Raw genomic sequence first — 15,363 nt, forward strand, 5'->3', positions numbered from 1 at the left:
CGTCGGGCATGGCTAGAAGGTATCCCAGCCGACCGACTGGGCAGGAAGATAGCGGCAGTGATGGTGCAGCCGAAAACCCAGGGACTCGGCGAGGACGGATGTCGCGGTGTCGTGCACGCGCACGTAGCCGCGGGTCGCGCCGCGGCCCGCTCCCCAGCCCAACAGCGCTTCCCACAATTGGCGGCCAGCGGAGCCGCTCGCGGATTGCTCGTCGGCGGCACGCATTGCCGACAGACCCACCCACCGGGTGCCGTCGGGTGCGTCGGTTACCGCTGCACGTGCGACCGCCACACCCAGGTAGCTGCCGAATGCCAACTCGCCGTCGATGACGGGGGTCGCCATGTCGAGGGGTAGGCGTTGGTGGTAGAGCCGCAGCCAGGTGTCGTCGGGGTGGTCCAGCAACGTGACCGACCGGCCGGGTTCACCGGTGGACACGTCACGCACCAACACTTGCTCTCGGCGCTCACCTGCCAGGCCGGCCGGTAGTGGCAGCAAGCGGTCCGGGACGGCCAGCCATGGCTGCAGATCGCGGCTCGCATACCATGCGCTGATTTCTGTGATGGTGTTCGTGTGTGCCGAGATATCCAGCGGTACTGCTGAATTAGCGGCCAGTACGGCCCCGTGTCCGGCTCGCAGGAGCCAGCCGTCCAGCCAGGTTCGTTCAACGCCGGGCCAGGCCGCCGCGGCGGCGTGTTCAAGTGCGCGGATCGCGGCGGTGCGCACCGGCGCATCGGTCAGGACCCGCAGGGCCACCACATCGACGGGCGAGAACTCGACGATGGTCCCGGTCTTGGTCTGCACTCGCACCGTCGGATCGACGGCTAGCAGCCGACCCACCGCATCGGTCAGCGGTGGCATCGATCCGGCGGGCCGGCGGTAGCGCACCGTTACCCGTGTCCCAAGCCCCGGCCACGAGACCATTAGTGACCGAACGGGTCGGGGTCCTCGCCGGGCAGCCACGACAGTCCGGGAACGCCCCAGCCATGTGACTTGACGGCCCGTTTGGCGTTGCGGGCGTACCGGCCGATGAGGCGATCCAGGTACAGGAACCCATCAAGGTGCCCGGTTTCGTGCTGCAGCATCCGCGCGAACAGGCCGGTGCCCTCGATACTGACCGGACTGCCATCGGCGTCGAGTCCGGTGACTCGTGCCCACTTCGCGCGTCCGGTAGGAAATGACTCGCCGGGAACCGACAGACAGCCTTCGTCGTCGGTGTCCGGGTCGGGCATGGTCTCAGGTATTTCGGAGGTCTCAAGCACCGGATTGATGACCACGCCGCGTCGGCGGGCGGTCATTGCGCGGTCCGCGGCGCAATCGTAGACGAAGAGCCGCAGGCTGCAGCCGATCTGGTTGGCAGCCAGGCCGACTCCGTTGGCGGCGTCCATGGTGTCGTACATGGTGGCGATCAACTGGGCGAGATCCGCCGGGAGTGAACCGTCGGCGGCGACCGTCACCGGTGTGGTCGCAGTGTGTAAGACGGGATCGCCCACGATGCGGATGGGTACGACTGCCATGGTGGGCTAGCTTAGGCCCGTCGACCCCGAAACGTAGGAGCGCGCCGCGGGGCGGCGGGCATCATCGCCGGGTGTGAACCACACGACGGCTGGCCGGCATGTCGCGTCGCAGGATTCACACTCGGAGCATGAGCCGGCGCGCCGCGATCGGCAGTCGGGTGCAAGCAAGTCGGCCGACTCGCGGGCAGGATTACCGCCCGACGGTTCCTGGCGTGGTTCAATATTCGCCGAAGAAGCGCCTACGTAGGCCAAGTCATTCGTACACATTGAGAATTCGCCGGAAGGGCCCAGGGGAAAGCGATATGGACAGCGCCATGGCGCGGGCAATTCGATCGGGGGACGATGCCGAGGTCGCCGATGGGCTGACCCGGCGCGAGCACGACATCCTGGCGTTCGAACGTCAGTGGTGGAAGTTTGCCGGTGTCAAGGAAGAAGCCATCAAAGAGTTGTTCTCCATGTCGGCGACGCGCTACTACCAAGTGCTCAATGCGCTGGTGGATCGGCCCGAGGCGCTGGCCGCCGACCCGATGCTGGTAAAGCGGTTGCGGCGGCTGCGCGCCAGTCGGCAGAAGGCGCGGGCCGCGCGACGCCTTGGCTTCGAGGTGACCTGACACTCTCCCCGCTTTTGCCGGTTGTGTCCCGGTGCTGGTTACAGTGGGCTCGATGAATGAGCGTGTACCCGACTCTTCCGGGCTTCCCCTGCGGGCCATGGTGATGGTGCTGTTGTTTCTCGGCGTCGTCTTCCTGCTGCTCGGCTGGCAGGCACTGGGTTCGTCTCCGAACTCCGAGGACGACTCGTCAGCGATTTCCACCATGACCACCACCACTGCGGCGCCGACGTCGACCAGCGTTAAGCCCGCGGCGCCCCGGGCCGAGGTGCGCGTCTACAACATCTCAGGCACCGAAGGCGCCGCCGCGCGGACGGCCGATCGGCTCAAGGCGGCCGGTTTCACGGTCACCGACGTTGGGAATCTATCGTTACCCGACGTCGCGGCGACCACGGTGTACTACACCGAAGTCGAAGGCGAACGGGCCACCGCCGACGCGGTAGGCCAGACGCTAGGAGCAGCGGTGGAGCTGCGACTGCCAGAGCTGTCCGACCAGCCGCCCGGGGTCATCGTCGTGGTGACCGGCTGACGCTGATTCGAACGCCAGGTTAGGCTCTCGCTATGCCAAAGCCCGCCGATCACCGCAATCACGCAGCTGTCAGCACGTCGGTCCTGTCCGCGTTGTTTCTGGGCGCCGGTGCCGCGCTGCTGAGCGCATGCTCGTCTCCGCAGCACGCGTCGACAGTTCCGGGTACCACGCCGTCGATTTGGACCGGATCGCCCGCGCCGTCGGGACTTTCGGGTCACGACGAGGAGTCGCCCGGTGCGCAGAGCCTGACCAGTACCCTGACGGCGCCCGACGGCACGAAGGTAGCGACCGCGAAGTTCGAGTTCGCCAACGGCTATGCCACCATCACGATCGCGACGACCGGCGTCGGTCAGCTCACGCCCGGCTTCCACGGCCTACACATCCACCAGGTGGGTAAGTGTGAGCCCAACTCGGTTGCCCCCACCGGCGGTGCGCCCGGCAACTTTCTGTCCGCCGGCGGCCACTACCACGTGCCAGGGCATACCGGCACCCCCGCCAGCGGCGACCTGGCCTCGCTGCAGGTACGCGGTGACGGTTCGGCGATGCTGGTGACCACCACCGACGCCTTCACCATGGACGACCTGCTGAGCGGCGCGAAAACCGCGATCATCATTCACGCCGGCGCCGACAACTTTGCCAACATTCCGCCAGAACGCTACGTCCAGGTCAATGGGACTCCGGGTCCCGACGAGACGACGTTGACCACCGGCGACGCCGGCAAGCGGGTGGCGTGCGGTGTCATTGGTTCCGGCTAGCTTGCCTGCCCGCAGGTCGGCCGCCCGAATTGATTTCGCAGGCTCACCGCGGCCCACCCTCGGTGTGGAGTGGGAGTTCGCGCTCGTTGACGCGCAGACCCGCGATCTGAGCAATGAAGCCACCGCGGTGATCGCCGAAATCGGCGAAAACCCGCGGGTCCACAAGGAATTGCTGCGCAACACCGTAGAGATTGTCAGCGGTATCTGCGAATGTACCGCCGAGGCAATGCAGGATCTGCGCGATACCCTGGGCCCCGCCCGTCAGATCGTGCGCGACCGCGGGATGGAGCTGTTCTGCGCGGGTACCCACCCCTTCGCGCGGTGGTCGGCCCAGAAGCTCACCGACGCGCCGCGGTACGCGGAACTGATCAAACGCACCCAGTGGTGGGGCCGGCAGATGCTGATCTGGGGTGTGCACGTGCATGTCGGGATTCGCTCGGCGCACAAAGTGATGCCGATCATGACGTCGCTGCTCAACTACTACCCGCATCTGTTGGCGCTCTCGGCCTCATCACCCTGGTGGGGTGGCGAAGACACCGGGTATGCCAGCAACCGGGCGATGATGTTCCAGCAGTTGCCCACCGCCGGGCTGCCGTTTCACTTTCAGAGGTGGGCGGAGTTCGAAGGTTTCGTGTACGACCAGAAGAAGACCGGCATCATCGACCATATGGACGAAATCCGTTGGGATATAAGACCCTCACCCCATCTGGGCACCCTGGAGGTGCGGATCTGCGATGGCGTGTCCAACCTACGAGAGCTCGGCGCGCTGGTCGCGCTGACGCATTGCCTGATCGTCGATCTGGACCGCCGCTTGGACGCCGGCGAAACGCTACCGACCATGCCTCCCTGGCACGTCCAGGAGAACAAGTGGCGTGCCGCCCGCTACGGCCTGGACGCGGTGATCATCTTGGACGCCGACAGCAACGAACGGCTGGTTACCGATGACCTCGCGGATGTGCTGACCCGGCTGGAGCCGGTCGCCAAGTCGCTGAACTGTGCCGACGAGCTTGCCGCGGTCTCCGATATCTACCGCGATGGCGCCTCCTACCAGCGGCAGCTGCGAGTGGCGCAGCAGCATGACGGCGATTTGCGCGCGGTAGTTGACGCGCTGGTTGCCGAGCTGGTGATTTAGCCGATGCGGGCTGGCTGAGTGTGACGTCCGCCAGCCGCGAGGAGATTGAGGTTTAGGTGATGGCCGATTTCGCGCCGGTTGAGTTGGCGATGTTCCCGCTCGAGTCGGCGCCGCTGCCCGACGAAGATCTGCCGTTGCACATCTTTGAGCCCCGCTACGCGGCGCTGGTCCGTGACTGCATGGACACCGCGGATCCTCGCTTCGGTGTTGTACTGATCTCGCGTGGCCGCGAGGTCGGCGGCGGCGATACGCGATGTGATGTCGGGACGCTGGCCAGGATCACCGAATGCGCGGACGCGGGTTCGGGTCGCTATATGCTGCGCTGCCGGGTGGGCGAACGGATCCGGGTGTGCGACTGGCTGCCCGACGATCCGTACCCGCGTGCGAAGGTACGGTTCTGGCCCGACCAGCCGGGGCACCCAGTGACGGCTGCCCAGCTGCTGGAAGTCGAAGACCGGGTTGTGGCGCTATTCGAGCGGATCGCTGCCGCCCGGGGAGTTCGGCTGCCGGCCCGTGACGTGGTATTGGGCTACCCGGTGGTTGACCCAGCCGATACCGGGCAGCGTCTGTACGCGCTGGCATGTCGAGTGCCGATGGGCCCGGCCGATCGGTACGCCGTGCTGGCGGCGCCGTCGGCGGCCGATCGATTGGTCCGCTTGGGTGACGCGCTGGACTCGGTGGCCGCGATGGTGGAGTTCGAGTTGTCGACGTAACTGCCCTACGCGGTGCGTCTGACCCACTGGGCCTGAACCACATTCACTGCGCCGAGCACCATATACGGACCCGTCACCGCCGGCAAGCGCATCCGGGTGCGGAACCGGCTCGACAATGGTCAACGCCTTCGCACCATTGCCGACCAGTACCCGCAATTGCTCGACTTCATCAGTGGTCGCTAGGACCGAAGGTCACCCTTGGTGCCGAACTTACGCAGCGACGCCACCTGCAGCGGATCCAGCGACGCGCGCACGGTTTCTCGCGCGGTCGCCAGGTCGGCGGCGGTGACGTTGGCGGCTTCGATGGAACGCCGCATCGCGGTAAGCGCGGCTTCGCGCAGCAGCGCCACACAGTCGGCGGCACTATAACCGTCGAGTCCGGCTGCCACCTCGTCCAGGTCGACGTCGGAGCTCAGCGGGATCGACTTGCCAGCGGTGCGCAGGATTTCGCGGCGAGCGGCAGCGTCGGGCGGTTCAACGAACACCAGCCGTTCTAGCCGCCCCGGGCGCAGCAGCGCCGGGTCTATCAGATCGGGCCGGTTGGTCGCGCCTAGCATGACGACATCCCGCAGCGGGTCAATACCGTCGAGCTCGGTCAGCAGCGCGGCCACCACCCGGTCGGAGACGCCCGAGTCGAAGCTCTGACCGCGCCGTGGCGCCAGAGCGTCCAGCTCGTCGAGGAACACCAGTGACGGCGCGGAGTCGCGGGCCCGCCGGAATAGCTCGCGGACTGCCTTCTCCGAGGAGCCCACCCACTTGTCCATCAGCTCCGACCCTTTGACGGCATGCACGCTCAACTGTCCGGTGCTGGCCAGGGCACGAACCACAAAGGTCTTGCCGCAGCCGGGCGGGCCGTACAGCAACACCCCGCGCGGCGGTTCGACACCTAGCCGAGCGAAGGTGTCGGGGTGCTGCAGCGGCCACAGCACCGCCTCGGTCAGTGCTTGTTTGGCCGCGGCCATGTCACCGACATCGTCGAGCGTCACGTCACCCACGGTGACTTCGTCGCTGGCCGAGCGGGACAGCGGCCGGATGACGGTCAACGCACCGAGGAGGTCGTCTTGGTGCAGCATCGGTGGTCGGCCGTCGGCACTGGCTCGAGACGCTGCCCGCAGCGCCGCCTCGCGAACCAGCGCAGTCAGGTCGGCCACGACGAAACCCGGTGTGCGGGAGGCGATTTCGTCGAGGTTGAGGTCTCCGGTAGGAACCGGATTCAGCAGCGCCTCCAGCAGCGATTTGCGGGTGGCCGCGTCGGGCAGCGGCAGGCCAAGCTCCCGGTCGCACAACTCGGGGGAACGCAGCCGGGCATCGAGTTGATCGGGCCGTGCTGAGGTGGCGATCAATACCACACCGGCGGTGGCCACCGCGGTACGCAGCTCGGACAGGATCAGCGAGGCTACCGGCTCGGCGGCGGCTGGCAGCAGGGCGTCGGCATCGGTGATCAGCAACACACCGCCCTCATGGCGAACCGCCTGCACTGCCGAGGCCACGGCTTTGACCCGGTCTCCGGCGGCCAGAGCTCCAATCTCCGGACCATCCAGTGTCACCAACCTTCGGCCGTCGCACACCGCGCGCACCAGCGTCGCCTTGCCCACCCCGGCCGGACCCGACACCAGCACACCCAAATTGGTGCCGGCGCCCAAGGTCTGTAGTAGGTGCGGCTCATCGAGGGCAAGCTTGAGCCATTCGGTGAGCTTGGAAGCCTGCGGCTGGGCGCCCTTGAGCTCTTCGATCTGGATCTCCGGACTCGAGATGCTCACTTGCCCGGCCGTGGACGTACCCATTGCGGCCGGGACCCCAGCGCCCCAGGTGACCAGCGAGTTGGGCTGCACGCTGACCGGCCCGTCGGGGTCGACGCCGGTAACGGTCAGCAGCTCCGAGGTCCAACTGATCCCGACCGCAGCTGCCAATGCGCGGCTGGCAGCCGACGTGGATGTGCCGGGGCCTAGATCGCGGGGCAGCAGCGAGACCGCGTCACCGACGGTCATCACCTTGCCGAGTAGGGCCTGCCGCAGCGTGACCGGCGGCACCGACTGGGTGGCCAGCGTTGAACCGCTCAGCGTCACCGATCGCGCTCCGTAGACGGTGACCGGGCTGACGATCACCTCGGTGCCTTCGCGAAGGCCCGCATTGGACAGTGTGACGTCATCGAGCAGCACCGTCCCGACCGCGGTGTCTGCCGCGGCCAGGCCGGCGACCGCGGCGGTTGTCCGAGAGCCGGTCAGCGACACCGCGTCCCACTCGCGGATGCCAAGGGCAGCAATGGCATTGGGGTGCAACCGAACGACGCCGCGGCGTGAGTCGACGGCCGAGGTGTTCAGCCGGGCGGTAAGGGTGAGTTGGCGGGCCGGGTCCGGGTGGGTCACAGCCGTCGACCCGGCTTGCGCAGGCCCAGCCGCGCCATCGACGGCCGGTAGGGATGCGCCCGGCGGCTCGCGCGCCGCACCGCGCGCCGTTGCTTGGGCTTGTCGTCCCACACCTCAGGGTGTTGGGCAAGCCAGCGCTGGCTGCGCACCGCGAAAGGAATATGGCACATGTAGGCGATGATGATCACCCAGATCAACAAGTAGGGGGCCAGGACTGCGGCCGCCGCGCAGATAGCCAGCACCGCCAGCAGGGCGGCCGCGTAGTTGGGTGGTACCGACACGGCGTGCATCTTTTTCATCGGGATCCCGCTGACCAAGAGTATCGACGTTCCCGTCACCCAAAAGCTGAGGAACCAGACCGAGGTCCACCATCCTTCGCCGAACTGCATTTTGAGGGCTAGCAGGCCGATCATGGAAACCGCGCCCGCCGGCGCGGGCATTCCGACGAAGAATTCATGCGCGTAAGCGGGCTGGGTTCCGTCGTCCTGCAGTGCGTTGTACCGCGCCAGCCGTAATACCACGCACACCGCGTAGAGCAGCACGACCACCCAACCGACCGGCCACTTCGACAACATCGACACGTAAAGCACCAGCGCGGGTGTCACTCCGAAGTTCACCGCGTCGGCCAGTGAGTCGATCTCTGCGCCCATCCGCGACTGGGCATCCAGGATGCGGGCCACCCGGCCGTCGAGCCCGTCGAGGATGGCCGCTGCGGCGATCAGTGCCATCGCGGCCTTCGGCTGGTGCTCGAGCGCAAACTTGATTGCGGTCAGTCCCGCGCAAATGGACAGCACCGTCATCGCGCTGGGCAGTATCTGCAGGTTTACCCCTCGCCTGCCGCGGGGCTTTCCGATCATCGACATTCGGCCAGCACGGTCTCGCCGGCGACCGCGCGCTGGCCGACGTTGACGATCGGCTCTGCACCCGCTGGCAGGTAGGTGTCCAGCCGGGAGCCGAACCGGATCAGGCCGTAGGTGTCACCGATGGCCAGCTTGTCTCCGACGTGTGCGTCGCACACAATGCGGCGCGCCACCAGCCCGGCGATCTGCACCGCGACCACCTCGGCGCCGTTGGGCATGCGGATCCGCACACTGGTGCGCTCGTTGTCGTCGCTCGCCTCCGGTAGGTCGGCCGACCCGAACCGGCCCGGCCGGTGTTGCACGGCGATCACTTCCCCGCTCACCGGGGCACGTTGCACGTGGGCGTCCAATATCGACAGGAAGATGCTGACTCGCGGTAACGGCGTGTCACCCATGCTGAGTTCGGCCGGTGGGGCCGCTGAGTCGATCGCGCAGATCACGCCGTCGGCGGGCGCGACAATGGCAGCCGGCCTGGTGGGCGGTACCCGCTGCGGGTGCCGGAAGAAGCCCGCGCAGGCAGCGGCCGCCAGCAGACCCGTGCCGCGCAACCACCGGTAGCGGTGTCCGACGGCCGCAATCGCAAGACCGGCGGCGATGAACGGCCGCCCGGCCGGATGAACCGGTGGAACGGCGGACCGCACCAGGGCGAGCAGATGTTGCGGGCCGTCGGGGCGGGGGCGTCTGGCCACGGGGTTATCTTACGGAGCTTCGTGCCGCAGGTTGGGTGCACGGCACTAGGATCGGTCCGGTTAGGTCAAGTCCCAGACTTGCAGCTGCGTTCCGGCAGCCACCTCCACGACGTCCTCCGGGATGTCCAGAAGTCCGTTGGCCGATGCCAACCAACGCAAATGGTGCGACGCCGGTGGGCCGTAGCTGATGACCGTGCCTGCCTGGTGATCGAGTATTGCGCGTCGGAACTGACGTTTGCCGCGCGGCGATGTCAGGCTCGCGGTGAGTACCGCGCTTCGGTGCGGCCGGTACGGATCCGGCAGGCCCATGGCCATGCGCAGCGGGGGACGGATGAACACCTCGAAGGACACCAGCGCGCTGACCGGGTTGCCGGGAAGGGTGACGATCGGCGTACCTGCCACCCGCCCGACGCCCTGGGGCATTCCGGGTTGCATCGCCACCTTGACGAATTCGACACCGTGGTCGCCTCCCCGGTAGTCAGCGCTGCCGAACGCGTCTTTGACCACCTCGTAGGCTCCGGCACTGACACCGCCGCTGGTGATGATCAGGTCGGCGTCCACCGCGTACCGGTCAAGGATCGCGCCGAACTGCGCGACGTCGTCGCCGGCGGTTGCGGTGGCGACCACAGCGGCGCCCGCATCGCGGACGGCAGCGGCCAGCATGATCGAGTTGGACTCGTAGATCTGACCCGGTTGTAGGGGCGTGCCTGGCGACACCAGCTCCGACCCTGTGGAGATCACCAGCACCCGCTGACGGGGGAGCACCGGCAGCTCGGCCAAACCCAGCGCGGCGGCCAGGCCGAGCACCGCCGGCGTCACGATCTGGCCGTTGTGCAGCACCGTGGTACCGGCGGCGACGTCTTCGCCCGACCGTCGGATGTGCTTGCCTGGGGTGGCCTGTTGGCGGATCGCCACCGAATCGACGCCGCCGTCGGTGGCTTCGACCGGCACGATCGCCGTCGCACCGGTGGGCACTGGCGCACCGGTCATGATCCGGTGCGCAGTCACAGGCTGCAGCGTCAGCATGTCGGCGCGCCCGGCGGGAATGTCCTCGGCGACCGGCAACATCACCGGATTTTGCGGTGTGGCACCGCAGGTGTCTTCGGCGCGCACCGCATAGCCATCCATTGCGGAGTTGTCGAAAACCGGCAGCGACAGCGGTGCGACCACGTCGCCGCCCAGGACCAGACCTTGAGCCTGGGTCAGCGAAACCGTGATCGGGCGACAGGCGCGGATCATCTCCGCTACGACACGTTGATGCTCCTGGACTGACCGCACCCGGCCATTATCGGTCGTTCAGACTCCGAAGCTGACGCCGGTGAGTTCTTCGGAGACGGTCCAGAGGCGGCGCTGCAGATCTTTGTCGTGGGACTGCGCGCTGGATTGGACCACCTTCGGGTGACCGCGCTGCTCGCCGAACCCGTCCGGGCCGTAGTATTGCCCGCCCTGCGTGGTCGGATCGGTGGCGGCACGCAGTGTTGGCAGGGCGCCCATCTCTGGGCTTTGGAAAAGCAACGGCCCGAGCACGGTAGCGACGGGCCGGATAAGTCGCGGCAGGTTGCGGGTCAGCTCGGTGTTGGAGCCGCCAGGGTGAGCGGCGACGGCGATGGTGGATTTGCCCGCTTCGCCCAGCCGGCGTTGCAGCTCGTAGGTGAACAGCAGATTAGCCAGTTTGGCTTGTCCGTAGGCGGCGACGCGGTTGTAACGGCGTTCCCACTGCAAGTCGTCGAAGTGGATGGCAGCGTGAATCCGGTGGCCCTGGCTGCTGACGGTCACCACCCGCGAACCGGGTACCGGCAGCATGTGGTCGAGTACCAGTCCGGTTAGTGCGAAATGACCGAGATGGTTGGTACCGAACTGCAGCTCGAAACCGTCCTTGGTGACCTGCTTCGGCGTCCACATCACGCCGGCGTTATTGATTAGCACGTCGATGCGCGGATAGGCCGTGCGTAACGCGTCGGCGGCTGCGCGCACCGAGTCCAGCGAGCACAGATCGAGTTGCTGCAGCGTGACGTGGGCGCCTGGGCGGGCGGCCATGATGCGGGCCCGGGCGGCGTTGCCCTTCTCGAGATTGCGGACGGCCAACACGACGTGTGCACCGCGGTCGGCAAACACGGCGGCGGTGTGGTAGCCGATGCCGGTGTTGGCGCCGGTGACCACAACGACGCGCCCGCTTTGATCGGGGACGTCTGCGGCCGACCATTTACGGGTCTTGTTGTCGTTGGCGGTCATGGGCCGAACATACTCACCCGGATCGGAGGGCCGAGGACAAGGCCGAACGAGGGGCATGACCCCGTGCGGGGCTTCTTGCACTCGGCATAGGCGAGTGCTAAGAATAACGTTGGCACTCGCGACCGGTGAGTGCTAGGTCGGGACGGTGAGGCCAGGCCCGTCGTCGCAGCGAACCGCAGCGAGGACAACTTGAGCCGTCCGTCGCGGGCACTGCGCCCGGCCAGCGTAAGTAGCGGGGTTGCCGTCACCCGGTGACCCCCGTTTCATCCCCGATCCGGAGGAATCACTTCGCAATGGCCAAGACAATTGCGTACGACGAAGAGGCCCGTCGCGGCCTCGAGCGGGGCTTGAACGCCCTCGCCGATGCGGTAAAGGTGACATTGGGCCCCAAGGGCCGCAACGTCGTCCTGGAAAAGAAGTGGGGTGCCCCCACGATCACCAACGATGGTGTGTCCATCGCCAAGGAGATCGAGCTGGAGGATCCGTACGAGAAGATCGGCGCCGAGCTGGTCAAAGAGGTAGCCAAGAAGACCGATGACGTCGCCGGTGACGGCACCACGACGGCCACCGTGCTGGCCCAGGCGTTGGTTCGCGAGGGCCTGCGCAACGTCGCGGCCGGCGCCAACCCGCTCGGTCTCAAACGCGGCATCGAAAAGGCCGTGGAGAAGGTCACCGAGACCCTGCTCAAGGGTGCCAAGGAGGTCGAGACCAAGGAGCAGATTGCGGCCACCGCAGCGATTTCGGCGGGTGACCAGTCCATCGGTGACCTGATCGCCGAGGCGATGGACAAGGTGGGCAACGAGGGCGTCATCACCGTCGAGGAGTCCAACACCTTTGGGCTGCAGCTCGAGCTCACCGAGGGTATGCGGTTCGACAAGGGCTACATCTCGGGGTACTTCGTGACCGACCCGGAGCGTCAGGAGGCGGTCCTGGAGGACCCCTACATCCTGCTGGTCAGCTCCAAGGTGTCCACTGTCAAGGATCTGCTGCCGCTGCTCGAGAAGGTCATCGGAGCCGGTAAGCCGCTGCTGATCATCGCCGAGGACGTCGAGGGCGAGGCGCTGTCTACCCTGGTCGTCAACAAGATCCGCGGCACCTTCAAGTCGGTGGCGGTCAAGGCTCCCGGCTTCGGCGACCGCCGCAAGGCGATGCTGCAGGATATGGCCATTCTCACCGGTGGTCAGGTGATCAGCGAAGAGGTCGGCCTGACGCTGGAGAACGCCGACCTGTCGCTGCTAGGCAAGGCCCGCAAGGTCGTGGTCACCAAGGACGAGACCACCATCGTCGAGGGCGCCGGTGACACCGACGCCATCGCCGGACGAGTGGCCCAGATCCGCCAGGAGATCGAGAACAGCGACTCCGACTACGACCGTGAGAAGCTGCAGGAGCGGCTGGCCAAGCTGGCCGGTGGTGTCGCGGTGATCAAGGCCGGTGCCGCCACCGAGGTCGAACTCAAGGAGCGCAAGCACCGCATCGAGGATGCGGTTCGCAATGCCAAGGCCGCCGTCGAGGAGGGCATCGTCGCCGGTGGGGGTGTGACGCTGTTGCAAGCGGCCCCGACCCTGGACGAGCTGAAGCTCGAAGGCGACGAGGCGACCGGCGCCAACATCGTGAAGGTGGCGCTGGAGGCCCCGCTGAAGCAGATCGCCTTCAACTCCGGGCTGGAGCCGGGCGTGGTGGCCGAGAAGGTGCGCAACCTGCCGGCTGGCCACGGACTGAACGCTCAGACCGGTGTCTACGAGGATCTGCTCGCTGCCGGCGTTGCTGACCCGGTCAAGGTGACCCGTTCGGCGCTGCAGAATGCGGCGTCCATCGCGGGGCTGTTCCTGACCACCGAGGCCGTCGTTGCCGACAAGCCGGAAAAGGAGAAGGCTTCCGTTCCCGGTGGCGGCGACATGGGTGGCATGGATTTCTGACCCCGGCGAGAAGTCGCAGCGAGGAGCCCGGTCCCTTTGTGGGGCCGGGCTCCTCTGGTTGGGAGCTACGGTACCGAGAACACCACGCAGTCGTGTAGGCAACCTTTGGCCGCTGTGGGCGAGTCGGGGGCCGCATCTCGGTGCAGCAGCGCGCGGATGGGTACGACACCGCAGCGGGCGGTGTCGTCATCGGGGCCTGCGTCCGACGCCTGGGCACGGCCGTCGACGATCAGCGAGTAGCCGCTAGGATCGGATGGCGGCCACAACAGGGTGACTTCGCTGCGGTGGGCCAGGTTTTGCCGCGTACGACCCCCGATCAGGCCGACGTCGACCACTGCCCGGGGTCCATCGGGGCCGTCGGGGAGTTCGCGCAGCACCGGCTCGACTGCCACCGTGTGCACGCGATAGCCATCATCGACGGTGATCAGGTAAGCGAACGGGTAGTCGGGCAAGGCGGCGGCCAGCCGTTTGAGGTCTACCTTTTTGGCACCCATGGATTCGAGGATAGGCGCCCGATGTGTTACTCCGAACCGACCGGCTGCCCGATCCGCGGGCTGGCGTAGGCGGATTCGCGGTCGGGGCTCGGGTAGAAGTTCGACTTGGGGATGCCGGAGCCGGGGGTACTCGGCTCACGCACGGCGGTATTCCGCAAGCCCGAGTCGTTGCTGCCCGAGTTGACGAAGCTCGGGTAGCTGGTGCCAGAGCTTCTAAGGCCCGGGTTTGCGCCCGAGCCAGCCGCGGCACTGCCGCTACCGGGGTTCGGGTTGCCTGAGTCCAGGCCGCCAACAGGAGCACTGGCCGGGGCGGCGACGGGCGTGTTGGTCAGGCCCGAGTTGAGGACGTTCGCCAGGCCGTGTTGGAGACCGCCCGTTGATCCGAGGGCGGAGGCGAGGATGCCCGAACTCAAAGCCGCCGTGCTCATGCCGCCGGTGGCGTAGCCGGCGGAGCTGACCAAGGCCGCCTCCGAGCCAGCCGCGCTTCCTAAGGCGGCGTTTTGCATCCCCGCGTTCCAGAAGTTGGTGTTGAGGCTGCCCGCGCTGCCGAGGCCCGCGTTGATTGTCCCCGAGGTCCCGATGCCGCTGTTCAGGGAGCCCGAATTCCCGATGCCGATGTTTCCGCTGCCGGAGTTGAATAAGCCGACGTTGCCGGTGCCCGAGTTCCCGAAGCCGATGTTGCCGCTACCCGAGTTGAAGCCGCCGAAACCCATCTGGTGATCACCGGTGATCCCGAATCCGATATTCCCGCTACCGGTGTTGCCGAAGCCGATATTCCCGTCGCCGAGGTTGCCGAGGCCCAGGTTGCCGCTGCCGGTGTTGCCGCTGCCGATGTTGCCGCTGCCGGTGTTGCCGCTGCCGATGTTGTTGTTGCCGATGTTGTTGTTGCCGATGTTGCCGCTGCCAGTGTTGCCGAAGCCCAGATTGATCTGGCCGTTCTTGCCGATGTCGATGCCGAGGTTCCGCAAGACCTGCTGCCAGGGCGCCAGTTGTGCGACGGCCGCAGACGCATCGAAGTGGTAACCGGCCATCGCCGCCACGTCCAATGCCCACATTTGCTCGTATGCCGCCTCGACGTCCATGAGCGCCGGAGCATTCTGCCCAAACCAGTTCGTAGCTGCCAGCAGCTGCATCAGGCCACGATTGGCCGCTACCACTGCCGGCTGCACGGTGGCCGCCAGCGCCGCCTCGAACGCGGTCGCTATTGCCATGGCCTGTGCGGCCGCTTGTTCCGCCTGCGCTGCCGCCGTGCTGAGCCAGGCTAGGTACTGGGTTGCGACGGCCATCATCGCCGCCGCGGACGGACCCAGCCAGGCGCCGCCAGCGAGTTCGGATGTGACGGAGCCAAGCGACGCTATCGACGCGAGCAATTCTTCGGCCAGCTCGCCCCAGGCGGTGGCCGCAGCAATTAGCGGTCCCGACCCGGGACCGGCAAACATCAGTGCCGAATTGATCTCTGGCGGCAACCACGCAAAATGCGGGCTTGTCACTGATCCAACTTAACTGTCAGCGACCGTTGCCGTGGCGGTATCGGCACTTCAATACCACTCATCTT

Annotated in this window: 15 protein-coding genes; 6 read left to right on the forward strand and 9 right to left on the reverse strand. The window is 66.7% G+C overall.

Features of this window, described 5'->3' with window-relative positions:
- Nucleotides 1-12: 12 nt before the first annotated feature.
- On the reverse strand, nt 13-921 hold the full coding sequence (locus MCAN_RS02215; RefSeq protein WP_014000225.1) for an N-acetylglutamate synthase, CG3035 family: 909 nt from the start codon (nt 919-921) through the stop codon (nt 13-15).
- Nucleotides 921-1,514 (reverse strand): peptide deformylase, encoded by a 594-nt coding sequence (locus MCAN_RS02220; RefSeq protein ID WP_003402185.1) that lies wholly within the window; start codon nt 1,512-1,514, stop codon nt 921-923. The genes MCAN_RS02215 and MCAN_RS02220 overlap by 1 nt, the downstream gene beginning before the upstream one ends.
- A 302-nt stretch (nt 1,515-1,816) precedes the next feature.
- Between MCAN_RS02220 and MCAN_RS02225 the strand changes: the two genes are divergently transcribed.
- Genes MCAN_RS02225 through MCAN_RS02245 form a run of 5 tightly spaced genes read left to right on the forward strand, consistent with a single transcriptional unit; the run spans nt 1,817 to nt 5,251 of the window.
- Nucleotides 1,817-2,125: a DUF3263 domain-containing protein gene (locus MCAN_RS02225; RefSeq protein WP_003402188.1), complete on the forward strand. Its 309-nt coding sequence runs from the start codon at nt 1,817-1,819 to the stop codon at nt 2,123-2,125.
- A gap of 52 nt (nt 2,126-2,177) precedes the next feature.
- The gene (locus MCAN_RS02230) at nt 2,178-2,651 is read left to right on the forward strand and encodes a LytR C-terminal domain-containing protein (RefSeq protein ID WP_041180007.1); all 474 of its coding nucleotides are present in this window, start codon (nt 2,178-2,180) and stop codon (nt 2,649-2,651) included.
- Nucleotides 2,652-2,683: 32 nt separating this feature from the next.
- The gene (gene sodC / locus MCAN_RS02235; RefSeq protein WP_014000227.1) at nt 2,684-3,406 is read left to right on the forward strand and encodes a superoxide dismutase[Cu-Zn]; all 723 of its coding nucleotides are present in this window, start codon (nt 2,684-2,686) and stop codon (nt 3,404-3,406) included.
- A gap of 1 nt (nt 3,407) precedes the next feature.
- Complete coding sequence (locus tag MCAN_RS02240; protein ID WP_014000228.1) at nt 3,408-4,538, forward strand: glutamate--cysteine ligase; 1,131 nt, start codon at nt 3,408-3,410, stop codon at nt 4,536-4,538.
- 59 nt (nt 4,539-4,597) lie between these two features.
- A complete protein-coding gene (locus MCAN_RS02245; RefSeq protein ID WP_014000229.1) occupies nt 4,598-5,251 on the forward strand; it encodes an LON peptidase substrate-binding domain-containing protein in 654 nt (217 codons plus the stop codon).
- A 179-nt stretch (nt 5,252-5,430) separates the two neighbouring features.
- Here the strand turns inward: MCAN_RS02245 and MCAN_RS02255 are convergent, their stop codons facing one another.
- From MCAN_RS02255 to MCAN_RS02275, 5 genes are read right to left on the reverse strand one after another with little or no spacing between them, the layout of a single operon-like run.
- The gene (locus tag MCAN_RS02255; protein WP_014000230.1) at nt 5,431-7,617 is read right to left on the reverse strand and encodes an AAA family ATPase; all 2,187 of its coding nucleotides are present in this window, start codon (nt 7,615-7,617) and stop codon (nt 5,431-5,433) included.
- Nucleotides 7,614-8,474, reverse strand: a complete 861-nt coding sequence (gene pssA, locus MCAN_RS02260) for a CDP-diacylglycerol--serine O-phosphatidyltransferase (RefSeq protein ID WP_003402213.1) — start codon at nt 8,472-8,474, stop codon at nt 7,614-7,616. Before pssA ends, MCAN_RS02255 begins: the two co-directional genes overlap by 4 nt.
- Nucleotides 8,471-9,166: a phosphatidylserine decarboxylase gene (locus tag MCAN_RS02265; RefSeq protein WP_003402216.1), complete on the reverse strand. Its 696-nt coding sequence runs from the start codon at nt 9,164-9,166 to the stop codon at nt 8,471-8,473. The genes pssA and MCAN_RS02265 overlap by 4 nt, the downstream gene beginning before the upstream one ends.
- Before the next feature lie 60 nt (nt 9,167-9,226).
- Nucleotides 9,227-10,444 (reverse strand): molybdopterin molybdotransferase MoeA, encoded by a 1,218-nt coding sequence (gene moeA, locus MCAN_RS02270; protein ID WP_014000231.1) that lies wholly within the window; start codon nt 10,442-10,444, stop codon nt 9,227-9,229.
- Between the two features lie 18 nt (nt 10,445-10,462).
- Complete coding sequence (locus tag MCAN_RS02275; RefSeq protein WP_003402219.1) at nt 10,463-11,398, reverse strand: SDR family NAD(P)-dependent oxidoreductase; 936 nt, start codon at nt 11,396-11,398, stop codon at nt 10,463-10,465.
- Between the two features lie 293 nt (nt 11,399-11,691).
- Between MCAN_RS02275 and groL the strand changes: the two genes are divergently transcribed.
- Nucleotides 11,692-13,314 carry a chaperonin GroEL gene (groL, locus tag MCAN_RS02280; protein WP_003402236.1) on the forward strand — a complete coding sequence of 541 codons (1,623 nt, stop codon included), beginning with the start codon at nt 11,692-11,694 and terminating at the stop codon, nt 13,312-13,314.
- 65 nt (nt 13,315-13,379) lie between these two features.
- On the opposite strand, the gene MCAN_RS02285 is transcribed toward groL, so the two are convergent.
- Both MCAN_RS02285 and MCAN_RS02290 read right to left on the reverse strand, forming a co-directional pair.
- A complete protein-coding gene (locus MCAN_RS02285) occupies nt 13,380-13,808 on the reverse strand; it encodes a hypothetical protein (RefSeq protein ID WP_014000232.1) in 429 nt (142 codons plus the stop codon).
- 26 nt (nt 13,809-13,834) lie between these two features.
- Nucleotides 13,835-15,298 carry a PPE family protein gene (locus MCAN_RS02290; RefSeq protein ID WP_014000233.1) on the reverse strand — a complete coding sequence of 488 codons (1,464 nt, stop codon included), beginning with the start codon at nt 15,296-15,298 and terminating at the stop codon, nt 13,835-13,837.
- Nucleotides 15,299-15,363: the final 65 nt, after the last annotated feature.

The sequence above is a fragment of the Mycobacterium canetti CIPT 140010059 genome, from assembly GCF_000253375.1.
GTDB classification, from domain to species: Bacteria; Actinomycetota; Actinomycetes; order Mycobacteriales; family Mycobacteriaceae; genus Mycobacterium; species Mycobacterium tuberculosis.